The sequence below is a fragment of the Streptomyces sp. NPDC101110 genome (assembly GCF_044759525.1).
GTDB lineage: Bacteria > Actinomycetota > Actinomycetes > Streptomycetales > Streptomycetaceae > Streptomyces.
This window is the reverse complement of record NZ_JBIVZM010000002.1, coordinates 658,905-677,175: the sequence shown is the minus strand read 5'-3', so window position 1 is coordinate 677,175 and position 18,271 is coordinate 658,905. Positions and strand designations below refer to the sequence as shown.

12 protein-coding genes are annotated in these 18,271 nt (G+C 71.0%); 4 read left to right on the top strand and 8 right to left on the bottom strand.

The features are described from left to right. On the top strand, positions 1-4,110 hold a 4,110-nt coding region (locus ACIQU3_RS06290), incomplete at its 5' end, for an amino acid adenylation domain-containing protein (protein ID WP_403923548.1). Positions 4,111-4,393: 283 nt separating this feature from the next. On the opposite strand, the gene ACIQU3_RS06285 is transcribed toward ACIQU3_RS06290, so the two are convergent. Beyond that, positions 4,394-6,361 carry an ABC transporter ATP-binding protein gene (locus tag ACIQU3_RS06285; protein ID WP_403744262.1) on the bottom strand — a complete coding sequence of 656 codons (1,968 nt, stop codon included), beginning with the start codon at positions 6,359-6,361 and terminating at the stop codon, positions 4,394-4,396. Positions 6,362-6,761: 400 nt separating this feature from the next. Then, the gene (locus tag ACIQU3_RS06280) at positions 6,762-7,208 is read right to left on the bottom strand and encodes a cold-shock protein (protein WP_403923546.1); all 447 of its coding nucleotides are present in this window, start codon (positions 7,206-7,208) and stop codon (positions 6,762-6,764) included. Positions 7,209-7,789: 581 nt separating this feature from the next. Here ACIQU3_RS06280 and ACIQU3_RS06275 point away from each other — a divergent pair. Then, entirely contained in the window at positions 7,790-8,773 is a 984-nt protein-coding gene (locus ACIQU3_RS06275; protein WP_403744265.1) for a transcriptional regulator, read from the top strand. A gap of 252 nt (positions 8,774-9,025) precedes the next feature. Here ACIQU3_RS06275 and ACIQU3_RS06270 read toward each other — a convergent pair whose 3' ends face one another. From ACIQU3_RS06270 to ACIQU3_RS06260, 3 genes are read right to left on the bottom strand one after another with little or no spacing between them, the layout of a single operon-like run. Next, positions 9,026-10,264, bottom strand: a complete 1,239-nt coding sequence (locus tag ACIQU3_RS06270) for a beta-ketoacyl-[acyl-carrier-protein] synthase family protein (RefSeq protein ID WP_403923544.1) — start codon at positions 10,262-10,264, stop codon at positions 9,026-9,028. After that, the gene (locus ACIQU3_RS06265; protein WP_403744269.1) at positions 10,261-10,497 is read right to left on the bottom strand and encodes an acyl carrier protein; all 237 of its coding nucleotides are present in this window, start codon (positions 10,495-10,497) and stop codon (positions 10,261-10,263) included. The genes ACIQU3_RS06270 and ACIQU3_RS06265 overlap by 4 nt, the downstream gene beginning before the upstream one ends. Before the next feature lie 15 nt (positions 10,498-10,512). After that, positions 10,513-11,547: a beta-ketoacyl-ACP synthase III gene (locus ACIQU3_RS06260; RefSeq protein WP_403923543.1), complete on the bottom strand. Its 1,035-nt coding sequence runs from the start codon at positions 11,545-11,547 to the stop codon at positions 10,513-10,515. A 337-nt stretch (positions 11,548-11,884) separates the two neighbouring features. Between ACIQU3_RS06260 and ACIQU3_RS06255 the strand changes: the two genes are divergently transcribed. Then, a complete protein-coding gene (locus tag ACIQU3_RS06255) occupies positions 11,885-12,097 on the top strand; it encodes an MbtH family protein (RefSeq protein WP_308287558.1) in 213 nt (70 codons plus the stop codon). A 102-nt stretch (positions 12,098-12,199) separates the two neighbouring features. Here the strand turns inward: ACIQU3_RS06255 and ACIQU3_RS06250 are convergent, their stop codons facing one another. Next, complete coding sequence (locus ACIQU3_RS06250) at positions 12,200-13,060, bottom strand: thioesterase II family protein (protein ID WP_403923541.1); 861 nt, start codon at positions 13,058-13,060, stop codon at positions 12,200-12,202. A 1-nt stretch (position 13,061) separates the two neighbouring features. After that, on the bottom strand, positions 13,062-13,886 hold the full coding sequence (locus ACIQU3_RS06245) for an FkbM family methyltransferase (RefSeq protein WP_403923539.1): 825 nt from the start codon (positions 13,884-13,886) through the stop codon (positions 13,062-13,064). A gap of 203 nt (positions 13,887-14,089) precedes the next feature. On the opposite strand from ACIQU3_RS06245, the gene ACIQU3_RS06240 reads away from it, so the two are divergent. Continuing rightward, entirely contained in the window at positions 14,090-16,792 is a 2,703-nt protein-coding gene (locus tag ACIQU3_RS06240; RefSeq protein WP_403744280.1) for an amino acid adenylation domain-containing protein, read from the top strand. 57 nt (positions 16,793-16,849) lie between these two features. Here the strand turns inward: ACIQU3_RS06240 and ACIQU3_RS06235 are convergent, their stop codons facing one another. Further along, positions 16,850-18,208, bottom strand: a complete 1,359-nt coding sequence (locus tag ACIQU3_RS06235; protein ID WP_403744282.1) for a helix-turn-helix domain-containing protein — start codon at positions 18,206-18,208, stop codon at positions 16,850-16,852. Between the last annotated feature and the right edge of the window lie 63 nt (positions 18,209-18,271).

Genomic DNA, 18,271 nt, shown 5'->3' with positions numbered 1-18,271 from the left:
GCCGTCTCGCTGGTCGAGCAGCTGCGCGGCCGGGGCGTGTCCATCTCCGTCCGCGCACTGTTCCAGACCCCCACCCCCGCAGGCCTGGCCGCCGTCGCGGCGCCGGACACGATCGACGTTCCGGAGAACCGCATCCCGCTCGGCGCCGAACACATCACCCCGGACATGCTCCCGCTCGTCGAGCTGAGCGAGGCGGAGTTGGCTCACATCGTCGAACAGATACCGGGCGGTGCGGCCAGCATCGCCGACGTCTACCCGCTCGCCCCGCTGCAGGAAGGCATCCTCTTCCACCACCTGCTGCAGACGGACGGTGGCACGGACGTGTACGCGGCCCCGCGGGTCATCCGCTTCGACTCGCGGGAGCGGCTCGACGCGTTCCTCGGGGCGTTGCAGCGAGTGGTGGACCGGCACGACATCTACCGGACCGCGATCCTGTGGCAGGAACTGCGCGAGCCGATCCAGGTCGTGGTCCGCCGGGCCGAACTCCCGGTCACATCGGTGGGGTTGACCGCAGACGGTCCCGCCGCGATGGAGCAGCTGATCGCGGCTGCCGGCCCGACCATGAACATCGGCCGGGCTCCGCTCATCGACGTCCACACCGCCGAACAGCCGGACCAGGACGGTGGATGGCTGGCGTTGCTGCGGATGCACCACCTGATCCAGGATCACACCACACAGGACGTACTGCTGCACGAGATGGGCGCGTTCCTTGCTGGGCGGGAGGACTCCCTGCCCGAGCCGCTGCCCTTCCGGAACTTCGTCGCGCAGGCCCGACTCGGTGTGACACGCGAGGAGCACGAGCGGTACTTCACCGAGCTGCTCGGGGACGTGGAGGAGACCACTGCCCCCTATGGCCTGCTGAACGTGCACGGTGACGGTAGCGGTGTCGAGCGCTCCCACCTGGACGTCGACGACGAGGTCGGCCGGCGGGTGCGTGACGTCGCCCGGTCGCTCGGCGTGAGCCCGGCCAGCGTGTTCCACCTGGCCTGGGCGCGGGTGCTGGCCACCATCAGCGGCCGCGACGACGTCGTGTTCGGGACGGTGCTGTTCGGGCGGATGAACGCCGGAACCGGCGCGGACCGAGTGCCGGGTCTCTTCCTGAACACCTTGCCCGTACGGGTCCGCGTCGGCGCCTCCGGTGTCGGAGAGGCACTGGAGGGCCTGCGGAGTCAGCTGGCGGAGCTCATGGTGCACGAGCACGCCCCGCTGACCCTGGCGCAGCAGGCCAGCGGCGTCCCCGGCGGTACTCCGCTGTTCACCTCGATCTTCAACTTCCGGCACAGTCAGCGCCCGAGCGAGGGGCCCCGCAAGGAGGGCGGCGCCGCGCCCGGGGGCATCCGGATGGTGTTCGCCCGGGACACCACCAACTACCCGGTCGCCCTCTCGGTGGACGATCTGGGGGCCGGTTTCGGACTGACCGTGGAAGCGGTGCAGTCGGTGGACGGGCAGGCCGTGTGCCGGCTGTTGCACACCTGCCTGGACAACCTGGTGGCCGTGCTGGAGCACGGCCCGGAGGGCAGGCTCGCCGCGGTGAACGTGCTCGACGAGGTCGAGCGGGAGCGCATGCTGGCCGACTGGAACGGCACCGACACGCCGGTCGGGGAGGCCACGGTGCCGGAGCTGTTCGCGGCACAGGCGGCCCGGACACCGGACGCCGTCGCGATCGTGTGCGGCGGCGCCGAACTCACCTACGGCGAGCTGGACATGCGGGCGAACCGGCTGGCCCGTCGCCTGGTGTCGGAGCACGGAGTGGGTCCGGAGTCGGTGGTGGCGGTGCTCACCGAGCGCTCCGCCGAGCTGATCGTGGCGATCGTCGCCGTGCTCAAGGCCGGCGGCGCCTACCTGCCCATCGATCCCGACCATCCCGTCGAGCGCGTCGGTTACACGCTCGACGACGCCGGGCCCGTGTGCGTCCTCACCACGTCACGCGCCGGGCGGTCGGTGCCGACGGACTGCGGTGTGCCGATGCTGGTGCTGGACGGGTCTGGGGAGCCCGACGCGGGAGACGCCCGGGACGCGGAGCTGCCGGCGCCGCCGCGCAAGCAGAACCCGGCGTACGTCATCTACACCTCCGGCTCGACCGGCCGGCCCAAGGGCGTGGTCGTCTCGCACGCGGGTTTCGCCAACCTGTCGGCCAGTCACGCGCGGTTCGGCGTGCAGCCGGGCCACAGGGTGGCGCAGTTCGCGTCGGTCGGCTTCGACAACTTCTGCTCGGAGTGGTCGCTCGCCCTGCTGTCCGGAGCGACCCTGGTGATCGTGCCCCAGGACCGGCGGCTCGGTGCGGAACTGGCCGAGTTCATGACCGAGCAGGCCGTGACCCACGCGACGCTCCCCCCTGCCGCCCTGGCGACGATGCCGGACGGGGCGATCGGGACCGGGGTGGTCCTCGAGGTGGGCGGCGAGGCATGCCCTCCCGAGGTGATGGAACGCTGGTCGGCCGGACGGGTGCTGTTCAACACCTACGGCCCCACCGAGACGACGGTGGACGCCACCGCGTGGCGCTGCCAACCCGGGCTGGAGTCGGGCACCGTACCGATCGGCGCTCCGATCGCCAACACCCGCGCCTATGTGCTCGACGACTTCCTCAACCCGGTGCCGGTCGGAGTGGTCGGCGAGCTGTACCTGGCCGGTGCGGGACTGGCCCGGGGATACTCGGGACGGCCCGGTCTGACGGCGGAGCGCTTTGTGGCGTGCTCGCCGGGCGCCGCCGGTGAGCGCATGTACCGTACGGGCGACCGGGTCCGGTGGCGGGCGGACGGCAACCTGGAGTTCGCCGGCCGCTCGGACGATCAGGTGCAGATCCGTGGCTACCGGATCGAACCCGGCGAGATCGAGGAGGCGCTCGACGGACATCCGCACCTGAGTCAGGTGGCCGTCGTCGTGCACGAGGACCCGCAAGGCGGCAAGCGCCTGGTCGCCTACGTCGTCCCCGCGGCCGGCGACGCCGATCCGAGCGCGCTGGCCGGGTCGGTGCGGGACTTCGCGGCCGAGCGGCTGCCGAACTACATGGTGCCGTCCTCGGTGACGGTCCTGGACTCCCTGCCGCTGACGCTGAACGGCAAGGTGGACCGCAGGGCCCTGCCCGCCCCCGCCTTCGCGGCCGGGACCGCCGGGGAGCCCGCGCCGGGCCGGGGTGCCACGGGTGCGCTCGAAGCCCTGGTGTGCGAGACGTTCGCCGACGTCCTGGGCGTGCGGGTGGTGGGTCCCGACGACGACTTCTTCGCCCTCGGCGGCCACTCGCTCATGGCGGTTTCGCTCGTGGAGCGGCTGCGGGGCAAGGGTGTCACCGTGTCGCTGCGCACCCTGATCACCAACCCCACACCGGCACGGCTGATGCAGACGTTCGGCCTGACGTCGGTGCAGGACGCCCTCGACGGCGTGCTGCCGATCCGGACCGGCGGCACCGCACCGGCCTTCTTCTTCGTCCACCCCGCGGGTGGACTGAGCTGGTGCTACATGCCGTTCGCCCGCTTCATTCCCCAGGAGCACCCGCTGTACGGCCTCCAGGCACAGGGCCTCGACGGCTCCGGCGATCCGGCGGTCTCGGTCGCCGACATGGCCGCCGAGTACGTGAACCGCATGCGCGCACTGCAGCCGTCGGGCCCGTACCACCTCGTCGGCTGGTCCTTCGGAGGAACTCCCGCTCATGAGATCGCGGTGCGGCTCGAGGCCGAGGGTGAGGAGGTGTCGCTGGTCCTCATGGACGCGTTCCCGCCCATTCCGGGAACCGAGGCCGAGACTCCCCGGAGCGGGGCGGCCGACGGCCCTGCACGTCTGGCGCAGCGCGTCCGTGCCGAACTCGGTCCGGTGCTGGGCGGGGTCGACGACGACGAAGTCGCCCAGCTGGTCCGCGTGTTCGACAACAACGCGACGCTGAGGGACCGGCACGCCTACGGCACCTTCGGCGGGGAGACGCTGCTGCTCATCGCGGAGGAGGGCAAGCCGGCGGACTTCTCGTTCGAGTCGCTGTGGCAGCCCTATCTCACCCGGCAGATCACATCCATCCGCCTCCCCTGCGGACACTCGGACATGGCGCGGCCCGACATGCTGGGAGCGGCATGGGAGGTCATGTCGGAGTGGCTGGCGACGCGACGGGAGCGGAGGGCCTGAGCCGTGCCGTGAGCGTCTGAGGCCTCCTCATCGGGCGGTGCCCGGGCCTGACCCGTCGTCGACGGGTCAGGCCCGGGCACCGTTTCGTGTGGGGGCATGTGCCTACCCGTCGGGTGGCGATGGCTTCATCGGTCGAGAGGCCTCCCGGAGCAAGGACGGCGGCCGGGAAGCCGAGCGATGCGCGACAGTGACGGGCGGGCGGCTGCGGGCAGGGAAACGCAAACGTCGAGGTGGGTCACCGTGAGCGGGTGACCCACCTCGACGTTCGACGGGACGGGGCCGGTCAGGACCCTGACTGGGCGCTTCCCGCGATCACCGCGGACGGCGAGGGCCGGCGGCCGACGTGCTTGCGCTCGGACGCCTGGTGGGAGAACTGCGTGTGGTAGAGATCGGCGTAGAGCCCTGCCGCCGCCAGCAGTTCGTCGTGGGTGCCGCTCTCGCAGATCCGTCCGTCCTCGACGACCAGGATCTGGTCGGCCTCACGGATGGTGGACAGCCGGTGGGCGATCACCAGCGAGGTACGGCCGGCGAGGGCGGTCTTGAGCGCCTGCTGGATCGCCGCCTCCGACTCCGAGTCCAGATGCGCGGTCGCCTCGTCGAGCACGACGATCGGCGGAGCCTTGAGCAGCAACCGGGCCAGGGCTATGCGCTGCTTCTCGCCGCCTGAGAGCCGGTAGCCGCGGTCACCGACGACCGTGTCGAGGCCCTCGGGGAGCGCGCTGATGGTGTCCCACATCAGCGCCGCCTTGCACGCCTCGATCAGCTCCGATTCATCGGCCCCGGGACGGGCGTAGGCCAGGTTAGCGCGGAGGGTGTCGTGGAAGAGGTGCGATTCCTGAGTGACGACCCCGACGTTCTCGCGCAGTGAGGCGAGGGTCAGTTCGCGGATGTCGTGACCGCCGATGCGCACGGTGCCCGCGTTCGGATCGTACATACGAGGCACCAGCTGGGTGATGGTCGTCTTGCCGGCCCCCGACGGGCCGACCAGCGCGGTGAGTTTCCCGGCCGGAGCGCGGAAGCTCAGCTCGTGGAGGATCTCCTGGGGGACCGCGTCCGACCGTTCGTGCTTGCGGCTCGCGGCGGCCTCCAGCGACGCCATCGACACCTCGTCGGCGCTGGGGTACCGGAAGGAGACCGCTTCGAACTCGATGTCCGGCGCGGACGCGGGCTGTTCCGTGTCGCCTTCGTCGTCGGCTTCGAGGCGCAGCGCCTTGGCGCCGGGGCGCTCGGTGATCAGCGGCTTGAGATCGAGAACCTCGAAGACCCGGTCGAAGCTGACCAGGGCGACCGTGGCGGTCGCCTGCATGGTCGACAGTTCGTTGACCGGGCCGTACAGCCGCATCAGCAGGGCCACCATCGCCACGAGTGTGCCGAACTCGATGGCACCGTCGATGGTGAGGGCGCCGCCCAGGCCGTAGACCAGGGCCGTGGTGAACGTCGTGAGGATGGTGACGATGATGGGCAGCAGCCGGCCCCAGACGACCAACTTGACCGCGAGGTCACGGACTTGGGCGGCCTTGCCGGCGAACAGCTCCTCCTCGTCCTGGGGACGCCCGTACAGTTTGGCCAGCATGGCGCCCGAGACGTTGAAGCGCTCGGTCATCATCGAGCTCATCTCCGCGTCCTGCTCCATCAGCGATCTGGTGATGCGCTGCATACGACGCGTCAGCAGACGTGCGGGGATCAGGAACAGCGGAATCATCACCAGAGCCGCCACGGTGATCTGCCAGGAGAGGTAGAACATCGCGCCGAGGACCAGGACCAGGGTCAGAATCGTGGAGACGGCCTGGGTGAGCAGGGTGGTCACGGCCTGCCGGGCGCCGGCGACGTCCGTGTTGAGCCTGCTGATCAGCTTGCCGGTCTGCGTGCGGGTGAAGAACGCCAGCGGCTGCTGCTGCACATGTGCGAACACCTGGGTGCGCAGTTCGTAGACGACTCCTTCACCCACCCGGCCCGAGCACCGGCTCTGGATGTAGACGACTCCGGCGCTCACCAGGGCGAGCCCTGCCAGCGCCAGGCTGAGCCAGACGACGACGTGGAGATGCCCGGGCAGGATGCCGTGATCGATGATGTACTTGAGGATCAGCGGACTGGCGGCCGCGATACAGGCGTCGACGGCGGTCACCGTCAGCAACAGCGCGACCTGCCAGCGGTATGGCCGGGCGTACGGGAGGATGCGCCGCACCGTTCCCGGTCTGACCTGCTGGCGCTGGATCGACTCGTCGCCCGGCCGCAGCCGTATCGGGCCCATGGACGGGCGGTTTAGCACGGTCACGGAAACTGCCTCGCTCTCTGTTCTTCTCGCATCGCCGCATCGGGTGGAGAGAAGACATCGGGTCAACATCCGGCGACCAGGACCGGAATTCTGCGGTGTGCTGAATCGCCGTCGCAGCATTCCATGAAGAGAAAACCGTGGCATCCACGATGCATTGCACGGTCGCCCCGATCAATACCGGACGGACCGCTCATCCGGGCGTTTGCGGGCTGCTCGGCCAACGCCCCGGGAGAGGTGCCGAGCTCGGAGAAAGAGATCGCGGCGCTTCGGGGGAGCGCGGAATGGCGTCACGCGCGTGAAGGCCCCGAAGAGGCCGGCGGGCAGTGGGCGGTGCGGGTGAGAAGGGGGGAGCCTGGGCTCCCCCCGGGCGAAGCGATCAGCCCTCGGTCCAGCCGTGGTTCTTGGCGGACTGGAGCAGTCCCGCGCGGATCTGCACGATCTGATCTCCTGTCAGCGACGGCGCGGTCGACAGGAGCACCTCGGTCACCTCGTGCAGGTACTCGTTCGCGGCTAGCACATCGCACAGCGAGTCGTCACCGTCCGCCTGCCTGGCCGGCTCCGACGCCAGGGCCGCGGCGGCGCCGGCGGGCGTCTGGAAGGCCGGAGACTTGGCGTCGGCCCCGTCCGCCAGCCGGACCGCCGACGCCTTGAGCCCGCGGTCACCCTCCTCCACCTCGAATTGGACCGAGAGGCCCGAGCGGAGATAGTGCTCGGGGATCAGGAGATCGTTCACGTGCAGGAAGACGTCGTCCCCTCCGTGATCGGGAGCGATGAAACCAAAACCCCGCACACTGTCGAACCGCACCACACGACCGGTAACCATGCCCACCAACCCCTTGCCCACCGGGCCCCTTGCCCGGATCAGCGTCATGCTGCAGAAGATAGGACAGGGGCGCCCGTGGAGGCGAGCGCACCGGCGTGCCGCCGCCACGGACCCGCCGCCGGTGGCTCATCCGGAGCCGGGACGGGGACCAGGACGGAGGCCGGGACGGGGGGCGGGACGCGGGACGGGACGGGGCCTGGAGCGGCGGTCGAACAGGGCGTTCAACCGCCGCGGTGCCGCACTTGAACGCCTTCTCGCCCCGTCGGCGGATTGGTCTTGGCCAGTTGCCCGAACCGCATGCTGGATGTAGGTTCGAATGCAGTTTCGGGCGTTCTGGAGGAGTGGCGGTGAGGTGATGAAACCGCTACCGATGTACTGGTCGCGAGTTCGACAGCATTGAGTCCGCATTTCCCTCACTGCCCGGCGGTCGCAGATTTTCTGCCGAAAGTCGTCGTCAAGAACAAGACGTTTCGTCAGTGGGGGAGCGGGAAATGAAGCGTAGCGCTGCCGACTCGAGGTATCCAGAATCCTCCGGAGAAAGAGACGACTCGGCCTGGCCCGTCGGGGCTCCCGCGCCGTCCATGCGCGGGGTCACGTCCGTTCCGGTCGCCTCGCTCCTTCCCGCGGACTCCCCGCGTCTCGAAGGCCAGGCCGCGGAGCACGTGGCCCGGTTGGCGGCGGTGGAGACCCCGCTCCCTCCCATCCTGGTGGACCGGCGCAGCATGCGCGTGATCGACGGGATGCACCGGCTGGCGGCCGCCTTCCGCAAGGGCGAGGCGACCATCCTCGTCGAGTTTTTCGACGGCACCGCCGAGGAGGCGTTCCTGCGGGCCGTCGAGGCCAACGTGACTCACGGCCTCCCCCTGTCGAAGGAGGACCGCCGGGCAGCGACCGAGCGCATCATCGCCTCGCATCCTGCGATGTCGGACCGGGCGATCGCCCGGGTCGCGGGCCTGGGAGCCAAGACGGTCGCCGCCATCCGGCGCAACTCGGCAGGCGGGAACGCCCAGTTGAGCGCACGGATCGGCCGGGACGGCAAGGTGCGCCCCCTCAACGGCGCCGAGGGCCGTGAGCGGGCCGCCGGACTGATCGCCGAGCGTCCGCAGGCGTCGTTGCGCGAGATCGCGAGGCTCGCCGGGGTATCGCCCGCGACGGTGAGCGACGTTCGCAGACGACTCCTGGCCGGTGAGCCGCCCGTCCCGGAGCAGACGTCACAGCCGGCCCCGGCCGCCGACGAGCGGCCGGAAGCCGATGCAGTGAAGCCGATCCCGCCCGGGCCCGCCACGCCGGAGGGACCACGGCCGCCGGCGCGGGGCAGCCGGCTGCCGGTCCCCGATCCCGCCGCCCTGCTCGACAGGTTGCTCAGCGATCCCTCGCTGCGGCACAGGGAGGAGGACCGGCGCCTGTTCCGGGTACTTCAGCGCAACGCCATTGAGGAGCGGGGCTGGTCCAGGCTGGCCGCCGCGGTGCCGTCGCACTGCGGAGACCTCGTCGTCGACCTCGCCCGCCAGTACGCCGAGACCTGGCTGGAGGTCGCGCAGGAACTCGACGACGGCGCCGAGTGAGCTCCGCGCGGAAACCGGAGCGGGGGTCCCGGACGTGATGCGAGCCCTGACGAATCCTGACGTGCTCTGGCGTGCCCTCGTCCGGTGGCGACACCTCTTGGCCGGCCCTCCTGAGCGGCGAGCCCCCTGGCTCCCCTGAGCGATGAGTCCCCCCGGCCTCCCCTGCGCGACGGAACGACCCTGACCCCCTGCGCGGCTGACAACCCCCACTCCTCATGCGCCGCGGACGGCCCGCCTCCTCGCGCGCCGCGCTCAGGCGCGCCCGAGGACGACGACGGCGTTGTGCCCGCCGAAGCCGAACGAGCTGCTCACCGCCACGGGGACCGGGGCGGACCTCGGACCGCCGTGCACGATGTCGACGTCGGCGATGTCGGCACCCGGCTCATCGAAGTTGGCAGTGGGCGGGACTACTCCCTGTTCGACGGACAAGGCCGTGAACACCGCCTCTGCGGCGCCGCCCGCTCCCAGCATGTGCCCCGTCACGCCCTTCGTGGAGGTGACCGCCGTGTGCGGGCCGAAGACGTCGTGGATCAGGCGCGCCTCGATGGCGTCGCCCAGCGGCGTGCCCGTCGCATGCGCGTTGACCAGCGTCACGTCCGACGCGGCCACCCCGGCGTCCGCCAGTGCGCTCCGCATGGCGAGCCGCGCGCCCTTCCCGTCCGGATCGGGCGAGGTGAGGTGGTGGGCGTCCGTGGACTCGCCGTACCCGAGGAGCGTCGCGTACGGGCGTCGGCCACGGGCCCGCGCGTCCGCCGCACGCTCCAGCACGAGCACCGCGGCCCCTTCCGCCAGTACGAAGCCGTCGCGCTGCCGGTCGAACGGCCGGGAGGCCGACGACGGTTCGTCGCGGCGCCGGGACAGCGCCTTGAGCCGGTCGAAGGCGCCGGACAGGAGCGGGGTGACAGCGGCGTCGGTGCCACCGGCCAGTACGACGTCGCAGCGGCCGGCGCGCAGCAGGTCGAGGGCGAAACCCAGCGCCGTGGTGCCCGAAGCGCACGCGGTGGCCACGGCGAGCGCGGGCCCGTGCAGGCCGAGGTCCAGGGCCACCGTGGCCGCCGCCATGTTCCCGATGGCCTTCGGGACGGTCAGCGGATTGACCGCACGCGGCCCCGTGTTCCGCAGCCGCGCCGACTGCTCCAGCCAGGTTTCCAGGCCGCCTACGGCGGTACCGATCAACACCCCGACCCTGGCGGGGTCCCAGTGCCCGCCGTCCGCCGCCGCGTCCGCCACGGCCTCGCGGGCCGCCGCGACGGCGTACTGCGTGAAGGGATCCATCCGGCGCGCGTCGGTCCCCAGTACCGCGTCCGTGTCGAACGCCGACACCGCACAGCTGAAATCCACGGCCATGCCGTCGAGCCGGGCGTCGGGAGCCGCCGTGGGCAGCCCGGCACAGGCCGCCTTCCACGCCGTCGCCGTGTCCGTACCGGCGGGCGACACCATCCCGAGACCCGTGATCACCACATCCGGGTGCTGCTGTCTTCGTCCGTTCATGCCGGTACGACCGCCCCACGAGCGTCCAGCAGCCCGGCCAGCTCGGTCACGGTGGTGGAGCCGGTCAGCTCCTCCTCCTCGACCGTCACGCCGAGTTCCTCCTCAAGATGCGCGCCGAGCTCCGCCAGGGACAGCGAGTCCACTTCCAGTTCCGTGAACGACTTGTCGGGGTCGATGACTCCGGGGACCTTGTAGACGGTGCCGAGGAGGGTGGTGAGGTAGTCGATGAACACAGGTGGCTCCTTCTTTCAGACCTCTGAGGTGACGGCGGTCAGCTGTGGCCAGATCAGTCCCGTGGAGGCCCAGCTGAGGCCGCCGCCGAAGGCGGTCAGCACGGTGCGGGCCCCGGGTAGCAGCCGGTGGTCGGCCACCGCGCCGGCCAGGGCCAGCGGGATGGAGGCGGCCGCGGTGTTGCCGGTGTGCGCGAGTGCGCAGAGCACGCGTTCCGGCGGGAGTCCGAGCCGGCCGGCCAGGGCATCGATGATGCGTGCGTTCGCCTGGTGCGGTACGAGCATGCCGAGGGTTCCCGGGCTCCAGCCGCAGTCCTTCATGACCCGGCGGGCCGAATCCGCCATACGGTCGACGGCCTGCAGATACACCTTCCGCCCGGACATGGTGAACCAGCGCTGCCCGGTGCTCTGTTCGCGGGCGCCGGGGACCCTGATCAGGTCCGCGCCCGTGCCGTCGCTGCCCAGGTCGTGGGCGAGGAGCGCCCCGGGTTCGCCGGTCGCACCGGCGCGCAGCACGACTGCCCCGGCCCCGTCGCCGAAGAGGACGGCCGTGGAACGGTCCGCCGGGTCGACGATGCGTGAGTACGTCTCCGCCGCCACGACCAGGACGCTGTCCACGGTCCCGGCCGTGATCAGGGCGCCGGCCGTCGCCAGCGCGTACAGGAACCCACTGCAGACGGCTGAGACGTCGAATGCCGGGACATGTCCCAGCCCCGTGCGGGACGCGATCTCGGGGGCCGCGGAGGGACAGGGGCGCTCCGGTGTCGTCGTGGCGAAGACCAGGCCGTCGACGGTGTTGGTCCCTGCCGACCGCAGGGCGTTTCCGGCGGCCTCGCAGGCCAGGTCGAGTACCGAAAGCTCCGGGTCGATGCGTCGGCGGGACCGGATTCCGGTACGGGTGCGAATCCATTCGTCACTGGTGTCCAGGCCTTCCGCCAATGAGGTGTTGTGGACCGCTCTCGACGGAAGGCAGGCTCCCAGTCCGGAGATCACGGCCCCGGCCCGGGGTTCGGAATCCATCCGGGCACCGATGTCGAGGCGTGACGCGCTCATACAGCCGCCTCCCGAAGTGCGTGCGCGATCGGCACGGCAGTTCCGTGGCATGAGGTGATGTGAATCGTCCGGCGACGGTATCCATTTCCGGATCCGGGCACAACCGTGGCCGGAAATGGTCTTCACTGATCGCCGGAACGGAATTTCGGCATCACCTTCCAGGAGTGAGTGCGGCTGTGAACTCGCAGGTGAGAAGGGGGGAGTTGTTCAACTGGTGCGGCGGCGCAGTTGAACGATGGGTGTGGTGCCGCCGCTGATTGATTAGCCTCCAACCGTTGCTGATCGGGGGATGGCCCTGACCGGCCGGCTGATTTGACTACTCGGAAGGGACGGCGTGGTGACGAATCCATTCGACGACCCCGATGCCAACTACTATGTCTTGGTCAATGAGGAGGGGCAGCACTCCCTCTGGCCGGTCTTCGTGGATGCGCCGGACGGCTGGAAGACGGTGTTCGGTGAGGCGGGCCGCACGGAATGCCTCGACTACATCGAGCGGGCCTGGACCGATATGCGTCCCAAGAGTCTGATCGAGGCCATGGAGAAGAAGTAGGCATGCGAAAGGCCTGTGCCCTCGGCCCGACGTCCACGTCGGGCCGAGGGCACAGGCATGTGTGCGCCGCCCTGCCGCCGGCTCGTGCTGCCGGGCGGTCCTTCAGTCCACCGGGCGAGGCGGGGGTACGGTCGCGTCCGCCCGCCGCAGGAGGTCGGGCAGAGCCTCCGCCATCCGCTCCATCGTCTGGTCCAGGACGAAGTGACCCGCGTCGATGTGATGCAGGGAGAACGCGGTGCCCGTCTCCTCGCGCCAGGCCGCCAGGTCCTCGAAGCTCACGAAGGGATCGTGCCGGCCGCCCACCGCCGTGATCGGGACGTCCAGGGGTGCCGCCTGCCGGGGCGCTCCCTCCTCGGCGATCCGGAAATCGGCGCGGAGCGTCGGCTCGAAGACATCCATGATCTCGGGGTCGTCGAGCACGGACGCGTCGATCCCGCCGTAGAGCGCGACGCGTTCGAAGAACGCCTCCCGCGGCAGCAGATGGATCGACTCCGAGGAGTGCTGGACGGGCCCCGCGATGGAGCTGACGAACAGCGCGGCAGGAAGGCGCCCCCGTGCCTCGCGGATGCGGCGGGCCAGTTCCAGCGCGACCACGCTGCCGGAGCAGTGCCCGAGGAACACGAAAGGCCGGTCGGTCAGCGGCGCGACCACGGGTTCGAGTGCGTCCACCAGCTGGTGGAGGTCGTCGAAGGGCCGCTCGTCGATCCGGTTCTCGCGGCCCGGGTAGCGCACGGCGCACAGTTCGGCCTCGGGCGTGAGGCGCCTCGCCCACGGGGTGAACGCGGCCGCCCCGGCGCCCGCGTGCGGGAAGCAGAACACCCTGATGCCCGGATCCTCGCTCCGCCGGGGGCGGACGACCCACCGCCTGGCGGACAGCAGGGCCCGCGGGTCCGGTGCCGGAGGTGGTGCCGGTACCGGCGGCGGTGCGGGTGCGGGTGCGGGTGCGGGAGAAACATCCGTCATCTCACGCCACCCGCCATGCGAAAACGGTGTGCAGATCGGTGGTGCGGTACTCCGCCGCCTGCCGGACGAAGGTGGTCATGCCCTGGCTCTCCAGAAGCGAGACCACCGCATCGAGTGCCCCGCCCCGATCGGCGACCTCGACGGCGGCGTTGGCGATCCCCGGCCACAGACGGTCGCCGATGCCCCGCAGGACGCGGAGTTCAAAGCCCTCCACGTCGACCTTGAGGAAGTCGACCCGGTCGATGCCGGCCCGCTGGGCGAACGTCTCCACGCGCCGCACGTCACAGCGCACCAGGCGTCGTTCGCCGAGGCTGTCTTCCACCAGATCCTTCGCCTCCTGGATGAATTCATCCCGGAGCTCCTCGTCGAGGGAGTCGGCGGCGCTGGTGATGAACGCCGAGGCGAGCACCCTGTCGACCGCCGGGTCGGCGTCGAAGCCCGACATCATGGTGTAGTTCGGGTAGTAGGTCAGCTCACGCGACTGGTCCTCGTCGCCCAGGGCCAGATTGTGGACGCGCACACCGGGAAGGTGGCCCGTGTTCCGCCGGAGGGCGTCGAAGACGTCGGGTGCCGGTTCGAAGGAGAACACCTGCGCGTCGGGCCACTTCTGCGTCGCGAAGAGCGTGAACAGCCCTATGTTGGCGCCGACATCGAGTACCACCGGCTTCTCGGACATGCGCCAGCCCTGCGGTGGGACGTAGGACTCGTCGTCGAAGATCTCGCCGTACAGGTAATCCGTCTCGTTGCCGTTGAGACTGAAGACGTGCAGCCCGTTCGGGAGCTTTCTCCTGACCGGAGCCGTGGGAGTTCCTCCACCTGCTGTCATCGCACCGAGATTAGGGTCCCGCCGACTCCGGCACCGGCAGTACGGGAGGCGATCCCTGAGGCAGTTTCCCCGGGCGCCGGGCCGCACCTCTCGGGAAAGGGCGGTGTGCGCGCTGCCTACGAGTCGCCGCCCGAACTGCCGTTCAGCGTGCGCGGGGCCTCGTACCGTACTCGGGTGATTCGGCGACGCTAAGGAGCGCACCCATGGTGAGGGCACAGCAGCACGCCGTCCGGCTCCGCCTGAGTGATCCCGCCCGGGTGGAATTCCTGAGGGAGCGTTTCCCGGGCGTCGGCGAGGTGCCGGGCCTTGGCGTCGTGGACGTACCACCCGCGGCGGGAGACCCCGGCGCCGACCTGTGGTGCGGACAGGCGGCGAGAGCGGGAGAAGGCACGCACGCGCTGCTCCTCCGCCACCCGGACGGATCGGCCGACCTGGTCGTCGTGGCCCCCCGCGCCGTGCTGGACACCGCCGGACTGCGGCGCCTGGTCTCCGAGCTGGCCGACGGCAACGTGGAGGCGGTGAGTGCGGAGTTCAAGCGCATCGCCGACAGCCCCGTGGGCACGCCCACGACCCGGAACGGCGCCCCACCCGGCTGGGGGTTCGGCGAGGGCGACGGCGACCGGTCCGCCACGGCCTGGGCTCCCCTGCCGTCCGACGAGCCGGCCGACGACATGAGACTGCGCACCGCTCTGGCCGTGACGCTGCGACGCTACGCGGACGACGGCACCGACGAGATCGTCCTCGGCTCCGACGACGGCGCCGTGGCCGTACGGGTGAGCGGCACCCTCGGCGAGGTGCGCCGGCAACCGCATCCGTTCGTGGACGCCCCGGTGGTGGCCGGCACACTCCCCGGCGGCAGCGGGGAACCGCTGCGCGAGGGCGAGGCGTACTTCCCCTCACTCGCGCCGGTGTTCCCCCTGACGTTCTCCCTCGTCCGCCGGGCGGACCGCAGGCTGTGGCTGCGCTGCGACCACCTGCTGAGCCACGCCGGTCCCACGACCGGTCGGCAACTGGCCCGGCACGTGGCCCATGTGTACGGGCGGTCGTCGACGGCACCGGATACTCCGGCCGCCGACGTCGAGCTGTTCGACGACGAGGAACGCGACCGCATCGTGCGCCTGGGCGGCTCGCTGCCCGCGCCGTCCGCCCCCGCGGAAACCGTGCACGGGGCATTCGCCCGGGTCGCGGCCTCCTCTCCCGATGCCGTCGCGGTCTGCGACGACGACGTGCGGCTCACCTACGCGCAACTCGACGACCTGGCGGACATGTTCGCGGCCGGCCTGCGCGCGCGGGGGATCCGCCCCGGGGACCGTGTCGGAGTCTGCCTGGACAGGTCGGCGGAACTGGTCGCCGTACTGCTCGGCGTGCTCAAGGCCGGCGCCGTCTACGTCCCGGCCGACCCGGCGTACCCCGCTGAACGGGTCGGCCACATGATGGAGACCTCGGCGGTTCACCTGCTGGTGACCCGCCGCCCCGACCTCCCGCCCCAGCACGAAACCCGCCTGGCGACTCCTGACCGGCTGCTCGAGGACGACCACGCACCCGACGCGCCCGGCGGGCCGCGCGACACGGGGGACGAGGACACCGCCTACGTGATCTACACGTCCGGTTCCACGGGGCGGCCCAAGGGCGTGGCCGTACCCCACGGCAACGTGCTGAGCCTCGTGCAGGCGACCCGCGCCGACTTCGGCCTCGGGGCGGCTGACGTGTGGACGTTCTTCCACTCGAGCGCCTTCGACTTCTCGGTGTGGGAGATCTGGGGCTGCCTGCTGACCGGTGGCCGCCTCGTGGTCGTGCCGCACCTCACCTCACGCGAACCCGACCGGTTCCGCGACCTCATGGTCGCCCACGGGGTCACGGTGCTCAGCCAGACGCCCTCGGCCCTCGCCAACCTCCTGTCCGTCGACTACGCGGGCCTCGCGGTGCGGCTGGTGATCCTCGGCGGTGAACCACTCGACGCCAGGATGCTGCTGCCGTGGTTCGACGCGTACCCCGACGACCGGTGCCGGGTGGTGAACATGTTCGGCATCACCGAGACCACCGTGCACGTCACCGCGCAGACCGTGACACGTGACCTGGCGCTCGGTGCGACGCGCTCGGTGGGCGCACCGCTGCCCGGATGGCACGTCTACGTGCTGGACCCCGAGGGGCGGCTGCTGCCGCCCGGCGTAGCGGGCGAGATCTGCGTCGGCGGCGCCGGCGTCGCCCACGGCTACGTCGGCCAACCGGACCTGACCGCCGACCGGTTCCTGCCCGACCCGTACCGCGGTGGCCGTATGTACCGCAGCGGCGACCGGGGACGGCTGCGGCCGGACGGGGCAGTGGAACACCTGGGACGCCTGGACAACCAGGTGAAGATAAGGGGGTTCCGGATCGAACTTGACGAGATCCGCACGGTGCTGCTGGAGAACGGAGCCGTGCGGGCCGCAGCGGTCGTCGTGGGCTCCACGGCAGGGGGCGGCTCGTCCGGTCTGCGTCTCGACGCCTACGTGGTGCTGGACGGCGGTGATGTGCGGGGCGTCCGCGAACACGCCGCCGCCGTCCTGCCCGACTACATGGTTCCGGCCACGGTGACTGAGGTGGATGCCCTGCCGTTGACCACGAGCGGCAAGGTGGATGTGGCGCGTCTGCCTGCCCCCGAGACCACCACGGGGGCAGCCGAGGACGCCTCGCCGACGGCGGACGACGAACTGGCCGCCTGGCTGCAGGAGTTGTGGTCACGGCTCCTGGGCTTCCCGGTCGGTCTCGACGACGACTTCTTCGAGGCCGGCGGAAACTCCATGGTCGCGGTGAAGAGCTCCGCGGCGATGCGGGCCGAGGGGATGCCCACCCTGCGCCTGCGCGAGTTCTACCGCAACCCGACCATCCGCCAGGTGGTGGCGGCCCTCAAGGCGGCGGACCGCTGACGGGGCCCACACCGGCGGCGCACGGCCCCGGCGGTCCCCGCCGGCGGCCGGCGCCGCTCACGAGGTCAGCGGCTGGACGTCACGAAGCCCGTCCCAGGCGCCGGTCACACCGCGGGGAGGGGAGGAGGACGCAAGCTCGGGGCGTACGAGGTGGCGCACCAGGTTGAGCACCACGAACCGTTGCGCGTTCCCGTGCGGGGCCGCGACGCGGCGTACGAGACCGCGGGCGCGCAACGCGTGCACGGCGCTCTCCGCATCCGTGACGGAACCGGCGAGCAGCGTGACGGCGTCGCTCACCGTCCAGGGCCGCGAGTCGGCCAGCCTGAGCAGGGCGTCGAGCTGGAACGGCGGTAGCGACGCGAGGGCGTCACGCATCCAGACGATGAGCGGGACATCGGTCCGGGACGGAGACATCACCAGCCGGGCCGGGGACGCCTGCGCCATGCGCAGGAGTTCCATGGGCTCGTAGATGAGCAGCCAGGAGGCGGCTGACTCGAGCGCCGACGGTATCCCGTCGAGAAGCCAGCAGACGCCGGTGATCGCGGCCACCGTCTCCGGGGACGACACCGCCGCCGGGTAGAACAGGGCGCAGCGCGACAGCATGTACCGCGTCACGGGGGATTCGACGGCGCGTGCCGCACCGCCTGTGCGGGAGTCCCATTCCGGGACGTCGAGGGGGAAGAGCGTGAAGGTGATCTCCCCGGCGCGGCCCGGCGCGACGTCGCAGGACTCCATCAGCACCCGCAGACCGCGGCAGAGCCGCAGCAGCGTCCGCAGGTCCCGGTGATCCCGGTCGTCGAGGTCACGGTCGTCGACGACGAGGAGGGCGTCATCCGCGGCGAGGCGGCCGGCCACCTCGTCCACCGTGGCGGCACAGCCGACCACGTCCGCGACGCGACTCACCAGCCGGCGTGCGGAGCTGTGCCGGCTGCTGCCGGGCAGCGCCTCAGGACGTTCCAGGAAGATCACCGGAACGAGCCGGGTCCGGTGCAGCTCGCTCGCGACGCACTGCACCAGCGTCGTCTTTCCCACCCCGGGCGCGCCCACCACCCGGACCAGCCGGTGACCGGTGGACCGCAGCAGTCCGACGAGCGAGGACGTCTCCTCCTCGCGGGCGAGGGGCGCGGACAGGGGGGCCGGGGGTGCCGGCAGGTCGTCGTGGAGTGCGCGCACCCCCGTCGGCCCGGCGGCGGCCTCCAGCTCCGCACGCCGTGCCCCGTTCAACCGCAGGGCATCGGCCAGCAACCGGACGGTCTGCAGACGCGGGCTGCCGGTACGGTCGAGTTCGAGGTCGCGAATGGCGCGGATACTCACCGTCGAGATCTCGGCGAGCTGCCCCTGTGTCATACCCGCGCGCTTTCGCGCGCTTCGCAGTACGGAACCGAACTGCGTCTTCGATATGCGATCGACGCTCAATGCCCCCCGCTCTCTGTCCTATCGGGCACGGCTCATCCGCTCTACCGTACGCAGGCCCGACTT

Excerpts from the sequence above, each read along its gene's own strand:
- ACIQU3_RS06250 (WP_403923541.1), bottom strand. The coding sequence starts at position 13,060 with ATGACGGATGTTTCTCCCGCACCCGCACCCGCACCCGCACCGCCGCCG.
- ACIQU3_RS06270 (WP_403923544.1), bottom strand. The coding sequence starts at position 10,264 with ATGAACGGACGAAGACAGCAGCACCCGGATGTGGTGATCACGGGTCTC.
- ACIQU3_RS06280 (WP_403923546.1), bottom strand. The coding sequence starts at position 7,208 with ATGGTTACCGGTCGTGTGGTGCGGTTCGACAGTGTGCGGGGTTTTGGT.
- ACIQU3_RS06260 (WP_403923543.1), bottom strand. The coding sequence starts at position 11,547 with ATGAGCGCGTCACGCCTCGACATCGGTGCCCGGATGGATTCCGAACCC.
- ACIQU3_RS06240 (WP_403744280.1), top strand. The coding sequence starts at position 14,090 with ATGGTGAGGGCACAGCAGCACGCCGTCCGGCTCCGCCTGAGTGATCCC.
- ACIQU3_RS06245 (WP_403923539.1), bottom strand. The coding sequence starts at position 13,886 with ATGACAGCAGGTGGAGGAACTCCCACGGCTCCGGTCAGGAGAAAGCTC.
- ACIQU3_RS06285 (WP_403744262.1), bottom strand. The coding sequence starts at position 6,361 with ATGGGCCCGATACGGCTGCGGCCGGGCGACGAGTCGATCCAGCGCCAG.
- ACIQU3_RS06275 (WP_403744265.1), top strand. The coding sequence starts at position 7,790 with ATGCGCGGGGTCACGTCCGTTCCGGTCGCCTCGCTCCTTCCCGCGGAC.